This window comes from Paenibacillus sp. JL3B1040, from assembly GCF_057063165.1.
In genome coordinates this window covers 531,794-555,961 of record NZ_CM169317.1, presented here as the reverse complement: position 1 = coordinate 555,961, position 24,168 = coordinate 531,794, and the positions used below count along the sequence as shown (strand labels likewise).

Genomic DNA, 24,168 nt, shown 5'->3' with positions numbered 1-24,168 from the left:
TGGCTATTTCACATATGCCTTACGGTGTGACCTGAGTCGGTGCGGATATGGCATAATTCGTGGATTTTTTCGTATCCGGAACCGTGATAACGAAAATACTATAGTTACTTTTCTGAAAATCAATTTCTTTTCCTTCATAATCACTATTTATAATACCTGAATTAGAGCCTTGTTTTTCTACACTTGCCCCTTGGTAGCCTCCCGAAGCTTTGACCGTTTGAACATCCGCTTCAGGTACGGCAATAACGAGATATTTGTCGATGTTTTGGTCCTCTGCAGGTTTGTTGATGCTTACATCAATATTGGAACCATTTGCTTTGGTACTAACAATGCTTGCCGCGGGTACGGGAACAGTATTCGGGTCAACATTCAGCTTCACCTGACCCGATGGACCGGACAAGACGTTCGGCAAGCCCGAAGCGGATTTCGCCACCGTTAACACAAATACATGATAGGTGGTGTTTGCGTCCAACGGCGTGCCGTAGACGTTGTTGGCCCGATTCAACGAAACCTGGATATTCCGTCCGCTTGGCAATACGGTTGTGTAATTGCTGTCCAAGGTGACCGTGTTGGCATATTCAAGGCTAAAGCTGCCGACATTAGCAGCCGGAACAAGCATGATGCGGTACTCCTGGACGTTGCTTTCATTCGGCTGTTTGTTGAAGCTTACCACGATGTCGCTGAACGAAGAGCCGCTTCCCGTGGTCTGGGCCGTTACGTTCAATCGCTCGAACGCCTCGTTATTATTCAACGTAACCTCGTTTGAACCCCCCGACAGCGCGTTGGATCCGCCGCTTACGGCCACCGACAGGACGTAAACTCGGTAAGCCACGCCGTTGCGGAGAACCTCTCCGTCGGTATCCCGTGCCCCTGCACCGAGGTCAACGGTCAAGGTTACCCCGCTTTTATTGACGGGAGTATAGTAATTAGAAGAGTTCGCTGCATTCAAATCAAAGCTTCCAAACTTCGACGCCTTCACCACGAATACCCGATATTGGCTGATATACGCTTCGTTCGCAGCCCGGGTAAACGTCACCCGCAGATCCCGGCCGTCGCCGTAATCGTTCACGTCGTTCGCCGCTACATTCGAAGCTGTCCCAACGGCGCTGCCCGTTAACGTAATGACGTTCGAACCGTAAGAAAGCTTGTTGCTGCTCGAATAACCATTGTTGCCAACCGACAGGACGAAGACCTGGTAACTGACGCCGTTACGGATCGCTGCGCCGTCAACGTCCTTGGCCCCCGCGCTCAGAACGCCGGTTAACGTATAGTTGCCCTTGCTGATATACGTGTATCTGTCGCTAGGTACTGCATTCGCCTTCGACAGATTAAAGCTGCCGGCATTTGCCGATTTCACCACCATGACCCGGTAATGGCTGATATTCGACTCGTCGGCGGCACGGTTAAACGACACCCGCAGGTCGCGGCCATCGCCGTAGTCGCTGACGTCGGCGACGTTCAAATTCGAAACGGAGCCAACCGCATTGTTAGACAACGTAATCGGCGAAGAGTAATAGGACAACGCGTTGCTCAGATTATGCCCGTTGCTGGCTACCGAGAGGACAAATACGCGGTAACTTACTCCGTTCCGGATAGTCGCTCCGTCGACGTCCCTTGCCCCCGCGTTCAGAACCGTGGAGAGCGTGTAGCCGTTTTTGCTTACATAGGTGTAGTTCGCACTGCCGACATTGTTGGCTTTGGATAACGTAAAGTTGCCCGCATCCGAGGTTTTGACCACCATGATCCGATAGTGGCTGATATACGTTTCGTTCGAAGCCCGGGTGAAGCTCACCCGCAGGTCGCGGCCGTCATTATAATCGCTCACGTCTTCGACGGTCACGTTCGATACCGTATCCACCGTGTTGCCGTTTGTCAGCGTAATGGCGCTCGAAGCGGCGGATAACGTATTCGTCCCTGCATAAGATCCAGTGCCCACGGCCATGACGAACACCCGATAGCTGACGCCGTTGCGAATCGTCGCTCCGTCCACATCCCGCGCACTGGAGGACAAGGCATACGACGTGATGTTCGACCCGGTCTTGTTGACCTGGGTATAGTTCGCGCTGGATACCGCATTCGCTTTCGCCAGGCTGAAGTTGGCATAGTCGCTGGCCTTAACTACGAAAATCCGGTAAGAGCCGATCCGCGTTTCGTCCGAGACCCGATTGAAGCTGACCCGCAGGTCGCGGCCGTCTCCGTAGTCGTTCCAGTCTTCCACCTTCGTAATGACCGGCGAATTCACCGAACCCGTCGCAAGCGTGATCGTGGAGGAGCCGGAGGACAATTGGTTCGACCATCCCGAATTATTGCTGACCGACAGTACAAAAACCTTGTAGGACACGCCGTTCTTGATCAAATCGCCGGACGTATCCCGGGCGGAAGAAGTCAACTGGCCGGTTAACGTCGAGCCGCTGCCCGATTTGGATACGACCGTAGAGTACGAATTCGGCACGTTGTTGGCCGTACTCAGCGTAAAGCTTCCGGCGTCCTTCGTCTTGACGACGAACACCCGGTAGTTGGCGATGTTGCTCTCGTTCTGAGCCCGCGTGAACGTGACGCTCAAGTCGCGTCCGTCGCCGTAATCGCTCACGTCGCTGACCTTCACATTGGTCGGCGCGGCTACTGCAGTTCCGTTCGTCAGCGTAAAGGCCGGGGACGGGTTCGACAACGCATTGGCGCTATTGCCTTTGCCGATGGCCAGTACATAAGCGACGTAAGATTGGTTTTCGCGAATGGCGGATCCGTCCACGTCCCGAGCACCGGCCGACAGGTTCACGACCGGATCGCTTCCCGACGGCGACAACGACGTGTAGTTAGATGATGAGACCCTTTGCGCTGCCGCAAGGTTAAAGGCGGCGGCGTTCGAGGCCTTCACGATCATCACGCGATATTGTGCAACGCGCGATTCGTTGGAGGATTTCGAGAAGCTGACCTCCAAATCCCGTCCGTCCCCGTTATTCCCAACGTCGCGGGCAAATACGTAAGCCACCGGGTTAGGATCTATGCCTCCGTTCCCCGGGCCGCCCCAGCCCGAGCCCGAGTTGATCGTGACGATTTTGGTGGAGTTATTCCACCCGACTTGCTGGCCAAGCGCCTCGCTGACGAAGCGGACAGGCACCATCGTTCTGCCCTTGATGCTTTGCGCCGGCACGTCGAGCATAACCGCCTCGTTGTTGATGGTAGCCGAACGCGATTTCAGCTTCAGCACGATGGTCGTGCCGTCTTTGTAGGCGGTAACGGTCTGCAGCGTCTGGTTATAGTTAACCGTTGCATCCAGCGCTTCGAAGATCGCCCGAAGCGGCAGCAGCACCCGCCCGCTAATGACAACCGGCGCCTGATCGGTCTTCAACCGGCTGCCGTCGATGTAGATGCTGATCGGCGTAGCCGCTTGCGCCGTCGTTTGCAGGAACATTGGTATGATTAGTAATGCGGCTAAGAACGAAGCCCATATTCTTTTCAAAAATCTCATCCTCCCCATGCTCATGACCAGAGCTAAAGAAAATTACTCTTCCCAATTTGACGTATCATCCCAGGGAAAAGTTGCTATCTTTTTCGTCACAAAAAAAAATTACCCCCGGATGCCCAGCCTTGAACCCAAAAGCCCGGAAGTCCCGGTGCCGGTACCGGCGCCACTTTGCTTTAGGCCGGAAGGCATATAAATAATCCGCTTCCCGATCAGGGGAAACGGATGCGCGGGGCGGCCTATTCGCCCGCCAGCCGGCTCAACCGGGCCGTCAACGTCTCGCGCCAGCTGTCCGACAATTCCTCCACGGCCAAAACGCGCCGAATCCCTTCGGCATCCTCCTTGTCCACATGCATCACGCGGTTGGCGAACGCCAGCGTTACGCCTGCGGAGTGCCTTTCAACCAGCTCCAATCGATCCCCGGGCCGCACCTCTCCCTCACGGAGCACCCGAAAATAATACCCGGTATAGCCCGTTTGCTGGATGGCCAGCGGCAACTCCGGCAAGCCGTGCTTAACGCCCAGCTTGAAGCAGGGCTGTCGGGGCTGGCTGACTTGAACAAGGGCTTCGCCCAAGCGAAACCGGTCGCCGAGGCAAATTTCCTCCTCGAGCATCCCTTCGGTCGTCAGATTTTCCCCGAATGCCCCAAACCCCAAGGAGATCCCGAACTTCTCCTCCCAATAGGCGTACCGCTCGAACGGATAGACGCAGACCGCCTTGTCCGGCCCTCCGTGAAATTTGAGATCCGCCTGCTCGTCACCCGCAAAATTTACCTTCGACAGATACCGCGCATCCTTCACCGGCATTTTGAATATCCCCGTGCGCACCGTTTTGCCTTGATGCTCGACTTCGATCGGCTTGCCTACATTCAGCGACCGGACTGCCATTTGCTCCGCCATCTCGTTATTGCACGCTCCTCTGCTTCGAATTCACCGTGAATTGAATTCCATTATACGAGAGGGTGTCTCCCAACACCACCCCGCATTCCAAAGGAAACCCGGCCGATTGAAACTTCCCGGGCGCCTGATCCGTATTATTAATAGAACCCATGAATCCTGCATGTCCATCCCTTATTCAGAGAGGAATCCAATTCGATGAAATTTAAACTTAAAAAGGTGGTCATCCTCGGTACGATGGCCCTCGTCATTACGATAAACCCCAGCATGTCCGGTTATTTGACCAGTCTGGCCTACGCGGCTCATCCGTCCAAGCAATCCAGCCTCAGCAATAACGCGGATCGTCCGGAGGACGAGCTTAACGATGTGCTTGGCGCTTCCTCCGATCAGGAGGTATACAACGCCTTGCTGGAAGGCAAATCGCTTGCGGACATCGCCGAAGCCAACGGTCAAGACGTAGACCGGGTCGTCCGGTTGCAAATCGCCCAGTTGCAGGAGCAATTGCAGAAGCGGTTGAATGAAGGAAGTTTAACTCGCGAAGCTTACGACCTTCAACTGCAAGAGCTACCGGATCTCGTGACCGACAGCGCTCGAACCAGGTATACGATTCTCGGTTGACCGGATGGTATCAAAGAAGGAGCGCCTCAACGGCGAAGTCCCCGCAACCTGAATTTTGAATGAAAACTCGTACAAAGGGGACTTGAACGAAAATCCGTACAAAATCCCCCTTCCCGTCGGGGCAGCGCAAAATAAAAAGTCGTTCAGGAATAAAACCTGAACGACTTCAGACTGTTGGCAAAGTCCAGATATTTTCGGGGCTTCTGCTTATGGATCCTGAATAAAACGAGTATTGAAAGCTGTAAGGAGTAAAAAAGGAAGATCGCCCTTCATCCCGCCCTCTTGGCCAGGATATTGGCGATCTTCTTTATGTTCTGGCAAGTTGCGGTCAGCAGCGCTTGTTGCTGTACTTTTTGGCGACCGCGGAAATGGCAATAGCGAAGCCCGTGGAGCTCTTTGGCGTCCGCGAAGCTTCGCTCTATGGTTTGATAGCGTAATCGGTACAAGTATTTACCGGACCTGCTCCTGCCGTTGGCACTGACCCATTCCTTGCTTAATTGCCAAACATGTCTCGTGATCACTTTCGTTTTATTTTTAGACTTGGTGCATTCCTTAAGCATGGGGCATCCGGCGCAATGTTTGGGATCGGATTTGTATTGACGATATCCTTCGCGGTCTGTGGTACTGTATTTCAACTCGTGCTTTTGAGGACAGAGGTACACGTTCTTCTCCGCATCATATTTGAAACGCCACTTCGCGATCATTCCTTTGACTGGCGTGAACGCTCTTCTGCCGATAACCGCGTAAATGTGTTTATCGTGAAGTTTCTTGCAAATGTACGAGGTGAAGTATCCTGCGTCAAGCGCGACGGCTTCCAGCGTTTTCTCGAATCCAAACTTCTGAACGACATGCTCCAAGCGGTTGATGTAAGGGACAGAATCATGGACATTGCCAGGAGTAATGTATACATCGGTGATGATGTTATACTTATGGTCAACGGTCTGATGATCCAGATAGAAGAAACCTTCTGGTTTGCCGTCGCGCACCATATAACCGCTGTCCGGATCGGTCGTGCTCACTTTGATCTCTTTTTGCTCTTGCACCTCCTTTCGGGGTTTTAAGGCTTTTTTCCGTTGGCCTCGCGATCGGCTCGGACGGCTTCATCCAATTCATCCACGTAGGCTTTGGTACTTTGGGCTACTTGTTCTTTGATGAACTTTTTTTTGTTGGCATTTGCTTTTAGATGCGTAGAGTCCGTAATGAGTACCCGGCCTGCCACCAGGCGATGCTTGATGGCCAGTAGTACCACTTCGTCGAATACTTTTTGCAGCACATCCCCTTCACGAAGACGCTCGCGGAAATAACTAAGCGTACTGTGATCTGGAACACGGTCGGTAAGACCAAGACCTAAAAACCAACGATACGCGTTGTTCGAGTGCACCTCCAGTTCCAGTTGCCGCTCGGAACGGATCCCAAACAGGTAGCCGATGAAAAGCATTTTGAACAGCATGACCGGATCGGCGGAAGGTCTGCCGTTATCTTCGCAATAGTAAGGACGGACGAGGTCAAGAATGAAGGAGAAGTCAATATATTTCTGGATTTTACGGAGAGGATGATTAGGCAAAACGAGATCCTCAATACAAACAAATTCATATTGATTTTGTACGTTGGGATTGGACCGGAGCATGTCTACCACCACCTAAATAGTATAGTTATATTATACCACATTAACGCGGTGATTGACTAAATATTTGCAATATAATATAAGCCTGTTGAAGGTTTTTCAACAGGCTGAAGTCGTTCAGGAATAAAACCTGAACGACTTTTTGGCATTTATTTCCCCCGTTTGGGGAGCAGCTTGACGTATTCGTCGGAGAGTTTCATCAGCTCCGTAATGTAATCGTAGTCGCTGCGGTACGGCGCGATATCCGCAACCGGCTGCAGCGTATCCAGCGAGATGGCGGTGCCGTCGTCAAAACCGGCGCCCGGCACGAACATGACCTCGTCATTAAAAAACGAGCCCGTGGGCAGATAATACCGCATCCCGACCACATTGCGGTCAATGTTCAACAGGTCATGCCCGAAGGCGGTAAAGCCTTCCTCCTCGAGCGAGAGGCCAAGGAGATTGGCCACCGTTGGCAGGATATCGACTTGCCCGCCGGTGCGATCCACCACCTGGCCATGCTGCTGGCCGGGGATGTGAATGACCAGCGGGATATTGAACCGGCTGATCCGCTCGTCGTAAGCGATCCCCAGCCTCTCTTCGATCTCCCGGGCGGGAACCTCCTTCTCCTGAAGGCCGAAGTGGTCCCCGTAAAACACCAGCATCGTATTGTCCCACATCCCCGTCTGCTTCAATTGGTCGATCAGCTTCCCGATCGCGTAATCGGTGTAGTTGGCCGCCTCGATGTAATTGCCCAGCATCGTGCCTTCCAGGTCCGCCGGCAGGTCAAAATGGCGGCGGTCCTTCGGCACCACGAACGGATTATGGCTGGAGGTGGTGACGAACTGGGCGTAAAACGGCTTGCCTTGCGCCTTCAGTTCCGCCAGCTTTTCCACGCCGACCCGATACATCTCCTCGTCGGACGCGCCGAAATCGTTAAAGTGATCGTTCGTGTAATACGGCTTGTCATAATATTTATCGAAATTCAACGCCGGGTACATTTTGTGGCGGTCCCAGAACGTCACTTTGTTGATATGGAACGTGTTGGCCGCATACCCGCGGTTTTGCAGCAAGCGCGGCAGGCTTGGAAGCAGCCGGTCGCCGTAGCCGGTCGACATCGCCTCCGCGGCCGTCGGATAGATCGACGTATTGGACATGAACTCGGCGTCCGACGTATTGCCGGGCCCAATTTGCTGGAACACGTGCGGGAAGTAGAAGCCTTCCTTCGCCAAACCGTTCAGCACAGGCGTGATCTCTTGACCGTTCAGCTTGAGATGGATCGGGAAGTTCTGGAACGATTCCATCTGCACGATGATCAGGTTCATCCCCCGGGCGGCGCCGAAGTAGGCCGGTTCCCCTGTTGCCGCTGCCGCTTGGTAAGGATAGCCGCTTTCCAACTGACGAACTTTGGCCGCCGTCTCTTGCAGATTGCCTTCCGCGATCATCCGCTCCTCCTCCTGGTTGCGGATCGCCGCATCGACCTGGAAATTAAAGAAGCCGACGCTTTCGGCCCGCACCAGTTCGTTATCGATGCCCTTCCCCGTGCGGATGTAAAGGCCGGATAACATCAGGCTGACGATCAGGACGAACGCCACACCCACCTTCCATGCCAGCGAGCCACGCGACCGGTCCGTACGGAAGCTGAGGTTCCCCGCCATGCGAAACCCCTGCGAAGCCCGGTTGCGGCGCACGGCGCGGAAGATTCGCACCGCAATCAGCACCGGCAGGTCGATGAAATATAGAAATTGTTCGGGCCGCAACAGCGAGGCTACGCTCGCCTTGACCTCGGGCACCTGGTTGAGCCCGCTAAGCACCGCATAGGTCGGGACCGTCCCGAAATAAGCATGATAGACCGTGGCGGCAAACAGAACGAAAGATACGACGAAATTAAATCCAAGATAAACGCCCCATTTCCCCTTGGCCGGCGTCAGCAACTCTACCAAACATAGAAGCGCCAGCACCGACAGCCATTCGGCGGGAAGCCCCTGAGCCCCAATGCCTCCATAGAAAAAATAACGCAGCAATAACAACTTCGCGCCCATCAGCACGAACGTGACGATAAAATGAATTCGGTTTGAGTTACGTATGATCCCCATCTCTTTTCTCCGGATTGTTGCCGTGTTTACATGAATTACGAGTTGAAAAAGTCGGATTTTCAGGACCGAGAAGGTTGAATGAAGCTAGGGACTGAGTAGCGGAGCGTAGACAGATCTACGTGAGCAACTCAAATGTTTCCGAAGGAAACATGCATCGGAAGCATAGGCTTGGCCCGGCTGAATTCAAGATTCGATGTCGGTTCGACTCCATGAACTACTTCGTCATGGGAAGACGACTTTTTGAACAACCTTTAAAAACACGCGATTTTCTATTTGTTTATTATAACACGGTAAAATCCAGAGTCGAATTCACACGAAGTCGGCCATCGAACGGACGATCAGACGGCCCGGATTCCCCGCCACGAACGCCTCCCCGCTATCCGCCCCGCCCCGCCGCCGGAACTCCACCGTCACCGGAACGCCGGGAATCAGGTCGAAGTAGTTATCCGAGAATATCCCCTCTTCTTCCGCCGAAATCCACACCTGTCGCGCCAAGACATCGCTGATCAGGGTATAGCGGCTGCCGCCGCTGCCGTCCTCTTCCCGAAGGGTAATGCTCGCCGGCGGCAAAGCAAGCTCTTTGGCCGAGACAAAATAATACGGTTTGCTGTCCACTACGTTCCCGTCCATCTCCAGTACGGCATACAGCACGACTTGACGCGGATCGCGGCCTTCCAGCCATTCCTCCCGGGTGAAGGCGATAGCTTCGGCGACCGAATCCGCCGCGGCATGGACCGCGGACACCCGCTCTTTCAGCAAGGCGCCGCGAATGTCGTAGAGCGACAGCCTCAGCCGGCCTTCCGCCGGCTTCCGCAAATCGGACACAAGATAGACCGAAATCGGACCCTCCTCCGGCCCATAGATCGCCAGCATCAACTCGCGGAAGCTTCTGCGAACCGTATACTGCAGCGCCTTCCAGCGTCCGTAATAGTCCATCCCCGCCCAGGAGGCCACCGGCCAGCAGTCGTTCATCTGCCAGTACAACGTCCCCATGCAGTAAGGCTTGTTGCGGCGATGCGCTTCGATCGCCGTGCGGATCGCCTCGGCCTGCAGCACCTGGCTCATATACAGGAACGATTTGAAATCCTTCGGCGTCGGCAAGTACAGCTCCATATATTCCTCGATCAACTGGTTGCCCCGTCCGTTCTTCTGGTGAGCCAGCACAATGGCGGACTCCAGCGCCAGCTCGCTCTCCGGCGCATAAGTCAACACCGATTTCAGCTCCGGGAAGGACTGGAAGCCGTATTCGCTCATAAACCGCCCGATCTTGGCATTATAGTTGGCGAACGGTTCGACCGCATGCCACACGCCCCAATAATGGACATCGCCATCGCCGGCCACTTGGAGCGCATGCTGGTTCGCGTCTCCCGTCCGTTCACGGATCGGCGAAGACGGCCAATAGGCCACGCCGCCGCCAAGCCGTTCCACGACTTCCGGCAGGATCCGGTGGAAGATCGCTTCGTAATCGGCCCATAGCTTCTCGCGCTGCTCGGAGGTGAAATCCTTTTTCCACCCCCAGCCGCCGTCTTCCTCATAATGCGCCCAAGCCGAGTCAATCTCGTTATTGCCGCACCATAGCGCGATACTGGGGTGGTTCCGCAGCCGTTTGACGTTGTACTCCGCTTCGCGGGCGACGTTATCCAGGAAGGCCGGGTCGCCCGGGTACATGCTGCAGGCGAACATGAAGTCTTGCCAGACCAGAATCCCGTATTCGTCGCACAGCTCGTAAAAGACGTCCTGCTCGTAAATGCCGCCGCCCCAGACGCGAAGCATATTCATACCGCTTTCGGCCGCCGAGGCGATCTCATGGCGGTAACGTTCGTCCGTCACTTCGGTCAGAAAGCTGTCGTTCGGGATATGGTTGGCGCCTTTGGCGAAGACCGGCACCCCGTTCAACTCGAACCGGAAGGAAGCGCCGACCGCGTCTTTCTCCCGGACGAGCTTGATCTCCCGCAGCCCGGTGCGGACCGACGCCTCGGCGACCGTTCCCTGCCCGTCCGCGACAAGCTCGGCGCGGAAATCGTACATCGCCGGTTCGCCCAGCCCCCGGCACCACCACAACTTCGGCCGAGGGATCCGCGCAGGCACCTCTACCACGTGCAGGCCCGGCTCCAATACCGCAGAGCGCTGCCAGGCAAGCTCACCCGTGTCAACTCGAAGGAGGCCTTCCCAACGCACATCGGTTTCGAGTTCCACCACCGCAACAAGCTCCGCGGCCGTGGCGTTCACTCGATCCTGGCGGATATGCAGGTCGCGGATCCTCGGCCCGCTCCAGCCTTCCAGCCGAACTTCCCGCCAAATCCCGCTGGTCACGAACCGCGGGCCCCAATCCCATCCGTAATGGTACGGGGCTTTGCGGGCAAACACGCTGACCCGGCGGTCGCCCAAACCGCCCAGTTCCGACTGGTCGTTGGCTGCGGGAAGACTGTAGCCCAGCTTCTCCAGTTTCGGAAGATCCTCACGGATCGGGGAGCGGAAACGGACAAGCACCGTATTTTCCCCTGGCCCGAGCAACCGCTTCACATCCGCGCTCCACGCCACAAACATGTTATCCGCGGACAATACCTTTTCCCCGTTGACGAATACATCCGCATAAGTATCCAATCCGTCGAATACCAGCTCAACCCGGGGGCAATCCCGCCAAGCATCGGACAACGTCAGGATCGTTTGATATTCCCAATCCTTCTTGTCAATCCATTGTTGATCATGTTCATGGGTGCCATAGAACGGATCTTCGATCATTCCGTTCCGAAACAAATCGCTATGCACGGTTCCGGGCACCTTGGCCGGGTTCCACCGCGTCTCGTCACTCGCTTTAAAGCTCCAATCGTTCAGCAAAAGTTGTTGTTGACGGCTCATACATCCTCCAAGTAAACGTAGTCATACTTTCATTATCGCTGTTTATTCGCAAATAGCAATCGTTTTGTTAGCATTTTGTTAGATATACAGAAGAACAAAACTCGGCATTTCGGAAAACTTGATGTGATGCAGCTCGGGGAATCCCCGGAAAACAGCACAATTAAAGACAATAAATAATAACCAGGAACATTTCAATGCACTAACAGGTGATATAAAATTAAGGTGTAAGCGCTAACAAATATAATAATGAGGGGCGATGAAAGCATGAAGAAGAGAAGCATCCTGATGGCATTCATGATGATCTTCGCACTATCCGCCGTATTGGCGGGCTGCGGCGGCGGAAATAACGGAAACGGAACAACCGGCGATGCCGGGAACTCCGAAGGCGCGAACACGACGACCGCAAATTCCGGAAACGAAGGATCCGGCGAGACAACGCTCAGCGGCAAAGTGACCTTCCTGACCAACCGCACGGACATGATCGGCAAGGAGTACGACGAATATCTCAAGCGGTTCAACGAGAAGTATCCCGACATCAAAGTCGAATTCGAAGGCGGCCAGACCGACTACAACCAGCAATTGAAAGTCCGGATGGCGAGCGGAGAACTGCCCGATCTGATGTTCGTTCCCGACATTCCGAACTCGGACTTGCCGAAATATTTCGCCCCGCTGGATGATATGACGTTCAGCAGCGAACTGACGTTCAAGGATTTCAAATCTTACGACGGCAAGCTGTACGGCATTACGACCGGGAACGCCAGCTCGGGGATCGTATATAACAAGAAGGCCTTCGCCGATGCCGGCATCACGGAAACCCCGAAAACTTGGGACGAATTTCTGGCCGCCTGCGAGAAGCTGAAGCAAAACGGCGTCATTCCGCTGTCCTCCAACTTCAAGGACAAATGGCCGCTGGGCAGTTGGGTGTACGATTTGCCGCGGCTGATCGAAAACAATCCCAACTTCCCTAACGAAAAGTTGAATACCGATACTCCATTCACCATGGACAACGGTTACGGCAAATCGTTGAGCCTGTTGAAGGAGTTGGCCGATAAAGATTATCTGGAAAAGGACATCAACTCCACCAACTGGGAACAATCGAAAAAGGATGTTGCCAACGGCAAAATGGCCATGTACTACCTCGGCAATTGGGTGATCAATCAAGTCATCGGCGTAGGGGCCGAGGCCGACAATATCGGATTTTTCCCGCTCCCTTACGACAATTCGGGCCAAACCAGAGCCGGTTTAAGCCCTGACTTCTTCTATGCCGTCAACAAGGACAGCAAAAACCTCGAGGCAACCAAAGCGTTTCTGGCCTGGCTAATCGAGGACTCCGGCTACGAGGACTTCGCAGGTTTTATGTCCCCGCTGGAGGGCCGCGAGTCGAAGCTGCCGCAGCTTGCCGAGTTCCAGGCACAGGCCTTGGAGCTCCAGGAAGGCGTAGCGGATGATCCGCAGGTCATTCAAATCTCGAACAAAGCGCAAATCGATTTGCCGGCGATCGCGCAGGAATTCGTTCTCGCCAAGGATCCGCAAACGGTGTTTGACAAGTGGAACAAGGCCTGGGCCAAAGCGAAGAAGGATCTCGGTTACTAATCCGCACCGGATGCAAAATGGGTTATCGGCCTTTCGATAATCCATTTTGCTTTCGCGGCAAGCAGGTTCTCCATTCAATTCAGCGGAAAGAAGGGATTCCAGCCATGTTCGGCTCCATGTCATACTTAAAGCAAAAAAGGATCATCATTTTCACCTTCCTGCTCATTCCGGTGAGCTTGCTCTTATTATTCACCTACTATCCTGCGGCCAAGCTCGTTTACTTCAGTTTTACCGCGTGGGACGGCTACAGCCCGGAGAAGCCTTGGGTCGGACTGGACAATTACCGGGAAGTGTTCTTAAATCCCGATATTTTCGGGGTATTTGCGCATAACTTTGCTTATTTTGTCATGGGGCTTGTTCAGAACGTGATCGCCATTTACTTTGCCGTCATTCTGAATACCCGGCTCCGCGGCAAAAACGTATTCCGGCTGCTCCTTTTTCTCCCGTATATTATGAACGGCGTAGCGGTGGCCTTTATGTTCGGCTATGTCTTCGATACGACGCAAGGCTCGTTAAACCTGTTCCTGAACAGCATCGGGTTGACCCGTCTGAGCGAAACCAGTTGGCTCGGCACCCAGGGGCTCGTCAACTACGCTCTGGCCTCCACCGGGCTGTGGCGATTCATGGGATACAACATGGTGATTTACATCGCCTCCCTGCAAGCGATCCCGTCGGATCTTTACGAGGCCGCCAAAATCGACGGGGCCAACGCCTGGCAGACTTTCTGGCGCATTACCTTGCCGAATATGAAGCCGGTTATCCAGTTGAACCTGTTCCTGACGGTCACCGGCGCGCTTGAAGTGTTCGACCTGCCGTTCGTCCTGACCAAGGGCGGCCCGGCCGGAGCAAGCCAGACGTACGTGCAGCGCGTCGTCGAAACCGCGTTTGCCTACAACAATTACGGGCTCGCCTCCGCGATGAGCATCATTTTATTGTTCTTTGTCATCGTTGTCGTCGGATTGCAGCAGTTTGTGCTAAGCAGAGGAGGGAGCGGCAAATGATCCGAATCAAAACGATTGCCAATACGTTAAAATATATCACGCTGTTGATCGGGGTTTTCGTCGTCCTGTTCCCGCCTTATGTGGTCATCGTCAACTCCTTTAAAGCCGATGAGGAATTCAACACGGGCAGCACGATGGCTTTGCCGGAGAGCTTCTTCAACTTCGACAACTTTAAAGCCGTTTTTGAGCGGGGCGGGCTGATGAGCGGCTTTGCCAATACGCTGATCATCATTTGCGTTACGCTGGCCTTCAATATCCTATTCGGCACGATGGTCGCCTATGTGCTTGGCCGATTCGAGTTCCGCATGAAAAAAGCGGTGTTCGCCCTCTACCTGTTCGCTACCGTCATTCCGGGGATCACCACCCAAGTTGCCACGTTCGGAATTATCAAGTCGCTGGGCCTGTACAATACGATGGGGGCGCCTATCGTTTTATACATCGGTGCGGATGTGATTCAGATCATCCTGTATTTGCAATTCATTCGCAACATCCCGGTCGATCTCGACGAGAACGCCATGGTCGAAGGGGCTTCCTTGTTCCGGATTTACCGGTCGATCCTCTTCCCGCTGCTTACGCCGGCGACATCGACCTTGGTTATTTTGAAGTCGATCAGCATATATAACGACATGTACACTCCCTACCTGTATATGCCGAAGCAGAGCCTTGGCGTCGTTACTACGGTGCTGATGCGGTTCCAAAGCCTGAACGTGGCCAACTGGAATCTGATTAGCGCGGCGATCCTGCTCATTTTACTGCCGACCGTCCTCCTGTACTTTTTCCTGCAAAAATATATCTTTGAAGGCGTGACGAGCGGTGCTGTAAAATAGGAGGAAGTTGAAGTGAGAGAGTCAGGGGATGCACGTTGAAAAGGCTTTGGACTTGTTTCGCCAATTTTTCGATGCAAAAAAAGCTGGTCGTCGTCTTCGTGTTTCTGATCACGCTGCCGATCATCTACGTCAGCTATTCGTCCTACCGGACCAACTCGAATGCGAAGCTCGTCAGCACGACGGAATCGGCCGGCCAGTTGGCGGACAACGCCATGGATAAAGTCGACCGTTATATCGCAGACCTCAAGCGGTATACGATTTTGCCGCTGTACAACAAAGATGTTCAAAGACTTCTCGACCAGGAAGGAACCGACTGGGATAAAAATTCCACGGTCCATATGTTCCTTTCGTACTTGACGCATATGAAGGATGAAATCTCCGCGGTTTATATGACCGACCGGTATGGCATGATTTTTTACAATAATAAATCGGGTCAAAATGAGCCGTATCCTTATGAGCGGTTGGCGGACTGGAAGAAACAAACCGCCGCATCCGGGGTCGCCCCGGTTCTGGTCGGCACGCATCCGATTCGGGTCAACGGCTCCGGAGAGCTGCAGGTGTTCAGCGTCATGCGCTCCATCCAGTCCATCAGTACGCTGGAATACATCGGAATGATCGTGATCGATGTCGATGCCCGGCTATTCGAAGGGATCATCCAACCCTTGAACAATGTGACCCACGGCCATGCCGTCATCGTTGATGAGACCGGCAGGATCGTCTACGACAGCGATCCTGCCCGGCTGGGCCAGGACTTGACCGGAAGCGCCCTGCTGGCCGGAGCGACCGGTTCCCGCGGCAGCTTCCGCCTGAATATCGGGGGGGAGCCCTACATCGCCGCATATTCCGGATCCGGGCAGACGGGGTGGAAAACGCTGGTGACGATTCCGCTGAAGGAATTGCTCGCCCCCATCAAACAAAGCCGTAATTCCATGTTGGTCATGACCTTGTCCATCCTCGGCTTTGCCCTGGCGGCGGCCATGTTGATCTCCTATGCGCTGACGAAACCGCTGAAGCAGACGGTGCAGTTGATGAAACAGGTGCAGCGCGGGAAGCTCGACGTACGGGTCCGCGTTAAATATAACGATGAGATCGGCCTGCTGGGCAGCCACTTCAACCGGATGATTTCCCGCATCAGGGAGTTGCTCGACGAGGTGGCCGAGACGGAGAAAAGCAAACAAAAGGCGGATATGCTGGCGCTGCAAAACCAGATCAATCCGCATTTTATATACAATACGCTGGAATCGATCCGCATGCTGGCGGAGCTGAACGACGACGATCGGGTCGCGGAGCTCACTTACCTGCTTGGCCTGCTGCTTCGCTACAGCATCACGCGAAGCGCCGATGAAAACGTCACCATTCGTCAGGAGATCGACCATGTCCGGAACTATTTGCTGCTGTTGCAAATCCGCTTTCCGGATAAGTTCAATTTTCGATTCGACATTCCGGAGTCTTTTTACGCGCTGCCGATCATCAAGCTGGTCTTCCAACCCATCGTCGAAAACGCCGTGTTCCACGGGTTGGAGAAACGCCAAGGCTCGGGGACGATTACCATCCGGGCATGGAGCGACGGCGGGGATGCGGTCTTCACCGTACAGGACGACGGCGTCGGGATGACCGAAGAGCGGTTGGCTACGCTGAACCACTGCCTGACGGACGGCAAAACCGATAAGTTCGGGATCGGCCTGCGCAACGTCCATGAACGGATTCGGCTGCACTACGGCCCCGGCTCCCGGCTTACGGTCAGTAGCAGGCCGGGCGAAGGCACTGCCGTCACGCTGAGAATCGCCGGCTTATTGAGCGGCGGCGCGAATGATTCGGGATGAATGCGGATCCGTAATTCAAGGAGGGGATTCTATGCTGCGCATCGCGATTGTGGACGATGAGGCTTCGATTCGGGAAGGCTTGGGGAAAATGATTGTCAAAGAAAGCGGAGAGTTTTCGATTGAAGGCTTGTTCCCCCATGGGCAGGACCTGCTGGACCGCCTGCTCCTCCGCGAAATCGAAATCGACGTGATCATTACCGATATTCGCATGCCCGTCGTGGATGGATTGGAGCTGATCAAACAGGTCAAGGCCCTGCGACCGGACATCCGCTGCATCCTGATGAGCGGGTTTACCGATTTCGAATACGCCAGACAGGCCCTGCGCTGTTCCGCGGTCGATTATTTGCTGAAGCCGATCAATAAAAAACAATTGTTTGCGCTCTTGCACAACCTGGATCGGGAACAAGCGGCCAGCCGCAGCAAGGAGCAGCATCTCCGGCTGGGCTTGCTGCTTTCCTACCTCCAAAGCTCTCCCGGCCTATGCACCAAACTGCCGGAACTGTCCTTGCCAGCCGCTTCTTATTTCGTCCTCGTGCTCAAAGGCGTCGATTCCGAAACACTGCGCACCGGTCTGGATCGGCTGCGGACCGGCGACTCGCCTGCCTGGGATCTCGTTGATCCGGGGGATCAATCGTTTACCCTCGTCTGCTACGCCCCGGCGGAGCCGGAGGAAGACGACATTCGCCGATTGGCCGGCAGGCTGAGGGAGGGGCTTCCCGCCACGCGGACGTTGGCCGGTTCAAGCCCGGGATACCGCGACCCGGCCTGCTTAAGCCAAGCGTACGCTGAGGCGAAACGCGCCTGCGAGTTCGGGATCTACGGCGAATCCGCCTGGAATTACCACCATGCCGCGGAACTTCCCGAGCGCGAGCCCGAGGCGGAAATCAGCGAATGGTTTGCCGGGTACCGCGATGAGCTGAGCCGGCAACTGCAGATTTTGGATCTCGCCCGAACGGCCGCTTGCTTGGAGCAACTGTTTGAACAGCTCCGGCAAGACCGGGCGTCGGTCGAATCCGTGCTGCTCGTTTGCCGGCTGACGTTGGAAACGGCCGCGGCCGAACTGCACGAATGGAGCAAACTGCAAGGCCCGGCGTCCGTCAAAACGCTGGAAACCTCGCTAGCGTCCTGTCTTCGCTTTCACGACATGCAGACGACGTTCATCGCCGAGTTCACCGGCGTGCTGAAGCAAATCCGCGATACCCGGCTGGCGCAGGCCGGGAAATCGGTGGAAACCGTCAAACGCTGGATCGCCGAGCATTACGATCAGCCCGCCGAGCTGAGCCATCTGGCCGGCTTGGTGTATCTCACCCCGAGTTATCTCAGCAAACGGTTCAAGTCCGAAACCGGCATGACGATTACCGATTATTTGATCGAGGTGCGCATCAAAAAAGCGAAGCAACTGCTGCGCCAGGCGAATGACCTGAAAATCCACGAGATCGGCAGCGTGGTCGGATATCCCGACCCCGCCTACTTCAACAAGCTGTTCAAGCGCATGGTCGGGGTGACGCCAAACGAGTATAAACGAATTTCGCAGTAGGGCAGACTTCGAAACCGACCGGCCTAAATATCATCCCCACCATGAGACGCGGGATCGTCGCAATCCATCATTATCTTTTATGCCGAATCATAGTATGATGATGTCGAAGTTTATGTTTTTTGAACCGCTTTTATGAAAGGGGTTTCAAATGAAGAAAATCTGGATTGTGTATTTGCTGCTGTTCGCCTGCTTCGCGTTATACGTGCTGGATTATCGTTCCCAGAACCGCTTGAACGATCAATGGAATTCCGGGGGCCTCCAAGGTTCCATCGACGAGAAATACGTAATGGTGACGTTTCAAATGGGCATCGATTATTGGAAAAGCGGGCTAAAAGGCTTTGAGGACGCCGCCCAGGCGCTTAACGTCTCCGTGGAATACCGCGGCTCTACCCAGCGCGACATTCATGAGCAAATCACGGTGTTGGAGCAAGCCATCGCCAAAAAGCCGGCCGGGATCGCGATCTCCGCCATCCATCCGACCGAGCTCACCGCCACGATCAACAAAGCGGTCGACGCCGGCATCCCGGTCGTCTTGTTCGATTCCGACGCCCCGGGCAGCCGCGCCTTCTCCTTTCTCGGCACGGATAACTATTCGGCCGGCGTCGAGGCTGCGCGGAAAATGGCCGAGCTCACCGGCGGACGCGGCGAGGTGGCCATCGTAACCGTGCCGGATCAGCAAAACCACCAGGAGCGCACGAAGGGGTTTGCCGACACGATCGCCGGAGAATTTCCCAACATGCGCATTGCCGCCATCAAAAATGGAAAAGGCGACGAGCTCCATTCCCGGCAATCGGCGGAAGAGATCCTGCGGGATTTCCCGGAGATCGCCGGCATCTTTACCACCGAGGCCAACGGCGGCATCGGCGTGGCGGAGGCCGTGCGGGAGTTTGGAGCGGCATCCTCCGGCCCGAAGATCATCAGCTTCGACACCGATAAGGGCACCCTGGACCTGGTCAAAAGCGGGGATATCGCCGCCACGTTGGCCCAGGGAACCTGGAACATGGGATACTGGTCGCTGCAACTGCTATTTTCGCTGAAGCATGATCAGGACGGTTCGCAGCATCCCGGCCCCCGCGTTCCCCAGCGGCTGGATACGGGCATCACCGTCGTCACGCGGCAGAATGTGAATGATTACTATGCGAAATAGTTATCGGAGACGGAACTGGGAGATCCGTCGTTTTTCGCTGAATAACCTGCCGATCCGTTACAAATTAATCGTCCATTTTATGCTGATCAGCATCCTTCCCTCCATCGGGCTGGGCGTGCTTACGAATTGGACGGTCAACCGCATCATCGAGCGCCAGATCACGGACAATACGCTGCAACTCATCGGCAAGGTGAACCGGTCGCTGGAGACGTATGTGGAGAATTTGCAAAACATAACGTTCTTCATTTCCTTCAACCCCGAGGTCCTGCAATTTCTCGAGAGTCGCGCCGACACAGACGCGAACGGCTCGACGGCAGCGTCAGCCGCGGGATCCGGCCGCAAGGAAGGGATGGAGGCCCGCCCACAACAGGAGGTTCAACCCGCAGCGTACACGGCATCCCCCACGCCGACAACGACCGAGGCGGAAGCGGAGGCCGGCCATTACGAGATCCGCAAATTCCTGCAGGGCTTTACCACCTTGTACTCGGAGGTTGCGGGGATTTTGGTCGTCAACAGTCGGGGCGACTATATCAGCAACGAAATGTATGCCAGAACCGATGGAAATCTGACCCGCGAAGCCTGGTATCGAGAAGCGGTTCGCAATAAAGGGATCTTCAAGATCATCGGTCATCCGCAGGGCCGCAATGTGACGACACATGTTAACTATAAGGACAGCGAGCTCGTTTCGGCCGTAAAGGCGATTCTCGACCCCGATACCCAGCAAGTCAAAGGCGTCGTATTGATCGACCTCAAGCTCCGGGTGATCGCCGAGACCGCTCAGGACGTCCGTTTGGGCAAAACGGGTTACTTAACGGTGGTCGACGGAAACGGCGAACTGATCTATGCCCCGCCGGAACCCTACATTGACCGTATCCCGTTGGAGCGGCTCGGTCAGGACGGCTCGGGGACCTATGCGGAGCGGCTGGACGGCCGCGATTTGCAATTCATTTACCGGCATTCGCCGTTTACGAACTGGACGACCGTCGGCGTCTTTTCCATGGTGGAGTCCGCTTCGGAAATGCGCGAAATTCGCTTTTACGTGGTCAGCTTTGTTTTTGTCGTGTGCTTGCTGGGGATGACCGCCTCCTTCTATTTGGCCCATACGATTTCCAGGCCGATCGGGCAGTTGGCATCCTTTATGCAAAAAGCCCAGTCCGGCGATCTGACGATTCGCCACTGGAGCGACCGAACCGACGAAATCGGTCTGCTCGGCCGCCGTTTCAACGCCATGCTGCAGCAAATCCATCGCTTGCTCTCTCTGACCGAACTGCAGGAGCGGCAGAAACGGGAAGCGGAGCTGCGCAGCCTGCAGGCGCATATCAAACCGCATTTTTTGTACAATACGCTCGATACGATTCACTGGATGGCCCGCCGCAAAGGCGCGGAGGATATCGCGGAAATGGCGGAGTCCTTATCGAAGCTGTTCCGGATCGGCCTCAGCAAGGGGAACGACATCATCCCGCTGAACGATGAGATCGAGCATGTCCGCAGTTATTTGCAAATCCAATATGTCCGCTATCAAAACAAGCTCGATTATTCGCTGCATATCGCCCCGGAGGTTCAAGGCGTGTATGTCCTGAAGCTGATCCTTCAGCCGATTGTGGAGAATGCCATCTACCATGGGATCAAGGAACGCCGCGGCCCGGGCCGCGTTGTCATCGAAGCCGCCGAAGACGGCGGCAGTCTGGTGATCACCATCCGGGACGATGGGAAAGGCATCCCGCCGGATCGGCTGGCCCAATTGCAAAAAGAGCTGCAAGCCGCAGCCACCGCCGCCGGCCGGGAACAGGGCTCGGAACCGATCGGGTTCTCCGGCGCGGGCGAAGGCGGCGGGCAGGGTTACGGGATGCTGAACGTGCAGGCCCGGATCGCGTTGACCTTCGGCGCCCGGTACGGGCTGACGATCCAAAGCGAAGAAGGCCGAGGAACGGTCGTTACCGTCACGCACCCGATCATTCGGGATGAACCAACTCGATGGGAGAGGATGGAATCATGAACGGAACCTTCAAGGAAACCCGTTGGAAGGTACTCATCGCCGACGATGAGCGCATTATTCGCGAGGGTATACGCGATAGCGTGGACTGGGAAAGCTTGCGCCTTACGGTAGTCGCCGAGGCGGAGGACGGCGAGGAAGCTCTGGAGATGGCCGTCCTCCATGGCGTCCACATCATGCTCGTAGACCTCAACATGCCGATCATGGACGGCATCGAGTTGATGAAGCGGGTTCGCGAGCGACTGCCCGCGTGCAAAATCGTCATCATCACGGGCCATGACGAGTTCGCGTATGCGCAAAAGGCGATCCGGCTGCAGGTGAAGGACTATATTCTGAAGCCGGCCAATCCGGCGCAACTGGAAAAGGTGCTGCGCCAGGTGCGGGGAGAACTGGAGGAAGAGACGTCCAAGCAGCAGCAGTGGCAAGCAGCGTCGCGGCAAATCACCCGCAGCTATCCGCTGCTGCGGGAGCGGTTTTGCCAGCAGTGGCTGGACGGGGGTATGACGGCCGCAGAAATCTCCGAGCAACTGCGCTTCTTGAAGCTGCCGGATGCCTGTCCCGATTGGCTGGGCATCATCCGTTTGCCCGAGCCGGCCGGCCCTGCGGTTGCCCCCAAGGAAGACGAACGACAGCTTTACGGATTTGCGGTCGAAAATATCGCCGCCGAGGTGCTCGCCCCTTACCCCAAAGCGATCTTCCGCGATCCCTTCGGCCTGATCGTCGTCTTGCTTTGGAGTTTGGAAGCCGAGGCCGATTTCCACCGCATCGAAACCTTGGTGCGGACTCACTTAAAAATCGCCGCCGAGGTCCACTTGGCCGAAGGCGCTCGTGACATGTCCGCGCTTCCGGCCGTTTATCGGGCCGCCAAGTCGGCCGTAATGAAAGAAACCGCCGTATCGCCGTTGGTGCGCCGGGCCAAGCAGTACATGCTGGAGCATTTCGGCGACAGCGAATTAACGCTGGAAGCGATGGCACAGGAATTGCAGTCTTCTTCCGCTTATTTGAGCCGCATGATCAAGCAGGAGCTGGGCACCACGTTTAACAGTTATTTGACGCAACTTCGCATCCACCGGGCGACCCGGCTGTTGACCGCCACGGAGCTGTCGATCGGCGAGATCGCCGAGCGGGTCGGCTACGAAACCCAGCATTACTTCAGCACGGCGTTCAAACGCGCAACCGGATTATCCCCGTTGCAGTACCGCAAGGGCGCTTTTGTCGGCGAGAATCCCGAGGGGGAGTGAATCTCCGGTTTGAACATGAGGTAAATACGCGTTTCCCTCACGCTTTGCACGATTATCCCGTTTGGTCAGGTCACAGAGAAACGCCCCCCTCGGGAGAAGGAAATGCGGCGTGGAGAAACAGGCAAGTCCCTCTCCCCCCGCCCCCTTAACGAAAGGGATAATCATGCAAAGCGGCCCTGCAGAGACAACCGCACAAAAAGTATGATTTTTATAAAAAGAGTCAATTCGCTGTAAATACGCCCTCCCCTGCGCTTGCTATACTCCATATTGAAAACGCATTCATTTCAGGTATAGGGGGAATCGGCTTTGAAGAAGGCAACAGCGGCTTTACTTGCACTGGCGATGATATTGGTCCTGGCGGCTTGCGCCAATGGCGGAAACGGCGGCGGCAGCGGATCGGGCGACGGCGAGAAAGGGACGATCGGCATCGCCATGCCGACGAAATCGTCCGAGCGCTGGGTGAACGACGGGAACAACATGGTCAAAGAATTTAAGGCTCTCGGCTACGGCTCCGATCTGCAATACGGGGAAGACGTGATCGAAAACCAGGTTTCGCAAATCGAAAATATGATCACCAAGGGCGTGAACATCCTCGTCATTGCCGCCATCGACGGTGGCGCCTTGACGGACGTGCTGCAAAAAGCTCACGACCAAGGCATCAAGGTCGTCGCCTACGACCGCCTGATCATGAACAGCGAATACGTCGACTACTACGCAACCTTCGACAATTTCAAGGTCGGCGTGCAGCAGGCTTCCTACATTGAAGAGAAGCTGGGTCTGAAAGACGGCAAAGGCCCGTTCAACATTGAGTTGTTCGGCGGCTCGCCGGACGACAATAACGCTTACTTTTTCTATGACGGCGCCATGTCCGTGCTGCAGCCTTACCTTGACTCCGGCAAGCTCGTCGTGCGCAGCGGACAAACCCAAATGGAGCAAATCGCCACGCTGCGCTGGGACGGCGCCACCGCCCAGGCCCGCATGGACAATTTGCTGAGCGCCCACTATTCCACGGAAAATGTCGATGCGGTTCTTTCCCCTTATGACGGAATCAGCATCGGCATCCTTTCCTCGCTCAAAGGGGTCGGCTACGGCTCCGGAAGCAAACCGATGCCCATCGTGACCGGCCAAGACGCCGAGCTCGCATCGATCAAATCGATCTTGGCCGGCGAACAGACGCAAACCGTCTTCAAGGATACGCGCGAACTGGCGAAAAAGGCGGTCTCCATGGTTCAAAGCATTCTGGAAGGCACGGAGGCGGAAGTCAACGACACGAAGACCTACGATAACGGCGTCAAAGTCGTTCCTTCCTACCTGCTCGAACCGGTTTCGGTCGACAAGGACAACGTTGAACCGGCGCTCGTCGACACCGGCTATTACTCCAAGGAAGATCTGGGACTCTAACATTTACTTACGGTGACCGGCATAGCGGCGGACGCGGATTCGGGCGGCCGCCGCTATGCGCTTACCCGAA

The 24,168-nt window shown here is 55.4% G+C and carries 15 protein-coding genes; 10 read left to right on the top strand and 5 right to left on the bottom strand.

The window, feature by feature from the left end:
• Positions 1-19 precede the first annotated feature (19 nt).
• Together ACZF99_RS02425 and ACZF99_RS02420 are read right to left on the bottom strand one after the other, a co-directional pair.
• Positions 20-3,469 carry a stalk domain-containing protein gene (locus ACZF99_RS02425; RefSeq protein ID WP_483608765.1) on the bottom strand — a complete coding sequence of 1,150 codons (3,450 nt, stop codon included), beginning with the start codon at positions 3,467-3,469 and terminating at the stop codon, positions 20-22.
• A gap of 233 nt (positions 3,470-3,702) precedes the next feature.
• Complete coding sequence (locus ACZF99_RS02420; RefSeq protein ID WP_483608764.1) at positions 3,703-4,362, bottom strand: MOSC domain-containing protein; 660 nt, start codon at positions 4,360-4,362, stop codon at positions 3,703-3,705.
• A gap of 195 nt (positions 4,363-4,557) precedes the next feature.
• Between ACZF99_RS02420 and ACZF99_RS02415 the strand changes: the two genes are divergently transcribed.
• Positions 4,558-4,977 carry a hypothetical protein gene (locus tag ACZF99_RS02415; protein WP_483608762.1) on the top strand — a complete coding sequence of 140 codons (420 nt, stop codon included), beginning with the start codon at positions 4,558-4,560 and terminating at the stop codon, positions 4,975-4,977.
• A gap of 269 nt (positions 4,978-5,246) precedes the next feature.
• Here ACZF99_RS02415 and ACZF99_RS02410 read toward each other — a convergent pair.
• From ACZF99_RS02410 to ACZF99_RS02400, 3 genes are all read right to left on the bottom strand, one after another.
• Positions 5,247-6,604, bottom strand: a protein-coding gene (locus ACZF99_RS02410; RefSeq protein ID WP_483607789.1) for an IS1182 family transposase whose coding sequence is annotated in 2 segments (ribosomal slippage) — positions 5,247-6,037 and positions 6,037-6,604 — 1,359 coding nt in all. Because the reading frame shifts where the segments join, the coding sequence is not laid out codon by codon here.
• A 146-nt stretch (positions 6,605-6,750) separates the two neighbouring features.
• A complete protein-coding gene (locus tag ACZF99_RS02405; RefSeq protein ID WP_483608760.1) occupies positions 6,751-8,676 on the bottom strand; it encodes an LTA synthase family protein in 1,926 nt (641 codons plus the stop codon).
• Positions 8,677-8,985: 309 nt separating this feature from the next.
• Entirely contained in the window at positions 8,986-11,535 is a 2,550-nt protein-coding gene (locus ACZF99_RS02400; protein ID WP_483608758.1) for a beta-mannosidase, read from the bottom strand.
• A 264-nt stretch (positions 11,536-11,799) separates the two neighbouring features.
• Here ACZF99_RS02400 and ACZF99_RS02395 point away from each other — a divergent pair, with 264 nt between their 5' ends.
• The 9 genes from ACZF99_RS02395 (at position 11,800) to chvE (ending at position 24,098) form a co-directional block, all read left to right on the top strand.
• Positions 11,800-13,128 (top strand): ABC transporter substrate-binding protein, encoded by a 1,329-nt coding sequence (locus ACZF99_RS02395; RefSeq protein WP_483608756.1) that lies wholly within the window; start codon positions 11,800-11,802, stop codon positions 13,126-13,128.
• 104 nt (positions 13,129-13,232) lie between these two features.
• Entirely contained in the window at positions 13,233-14,129 is an 897-nt protein-coding gene (locus ACZF99_RS02390; RefSeq protein ID WP_483612492.1) for a carbohydrate ABC transporter permease, read from the top strand.
• On the top strand, positions 14,126-14,956 hold the full coding sequence (locus ACZF99_RS02385; protein ID WP_483608754.1) for a carbohydrate ABC transporter permease: 831 nt from the start codon (positions 14,126-14,128) through the stop codon (positions 14,954-14,956). The genes ACZF99_RS02390 and ACZF99_RS02385 overlap by 4 nt, the downstream gene beginning before the upstream one ends.
• Before the next feature lie 71 nt (positions 14,957-15,027).
• Entirely contained in the window at positions 15,028-16,779 is a 1,752-nt protein-coding gene (locus ACZF99_RS02380; RefSeq protein WP_483608752.1) for a sensor histidine kinase, read from the top strand.
• A 31-nt stretch (positions 16,780-16,810) separates the two neighbouring features.
• Positions 16,811-18,316 carry a response regulator transcription factor gene (locus tag ACZF99_RS02375; RefSeq protein ID WP_483608750.1) on the top strand — a complete coding sequence of 502 codons (1,506 nt, stop codon included), beginning with the start codon at positions 16,811-16,813 and terminating at the stop codon, positions 18,314-18,316.
• A gap of 148 nt (positions 18,317-18,464) precedes the next feature.
• Positions 18,465-19,463 (top strand): substrate-binding domain-containing protein, encoded by a 999-nt coding sequence (locus tag ACZF99_RS02370; RefSeq protein WP_483608748.1) that lies wholly within the window; start codon positions 18,465-18,467, stop codon positions 19,461-19,463.
• A complete protein-coding gene (locus ACZF99_RS02365; protein ID WP_483612490.1) occupies positions 19,453-21,459 on the top strand; it encodes a cache domain-containing sensor histidine kinase in 2,007 nt (668 codons plus the stop codon). The genes ACZF99_RS02370 and ACZF99_RS02365 overlap by 11 nt, the downstream gene beginning before the upstream one ends.
• Positions 21,456-22,697, top strand: coding sequence for a response regulator (locus ACZF99_RS02360; protein ID WP_483608746.1), 1,242 nt, complete (start codon positions 21,456-21,458; stop codon positions 22,695-22,697). The genes ACZF99_RS02365 and ACZF99_RS02360 overlap by 4 nt, the downstream gene beginning before the upstream one ends.
• A 306-nt stretch (positions 22,698-23,003) precedes the next feature.
• On the top strand, positions 23,004-24,098 hold the full coding sequence (chvE, locus tag ACZF99_RS02355) for a multiple monosaccharide ABC transporter substrate-binding protein (RefSeq protein WP_483608744.1): 1,095 nt from the start codon (positions 23,004-23,006) through the stop codon (positions 24,096-24,098).
• Positions 24,099-24,168: the final 70 nt, after the last annotated feature.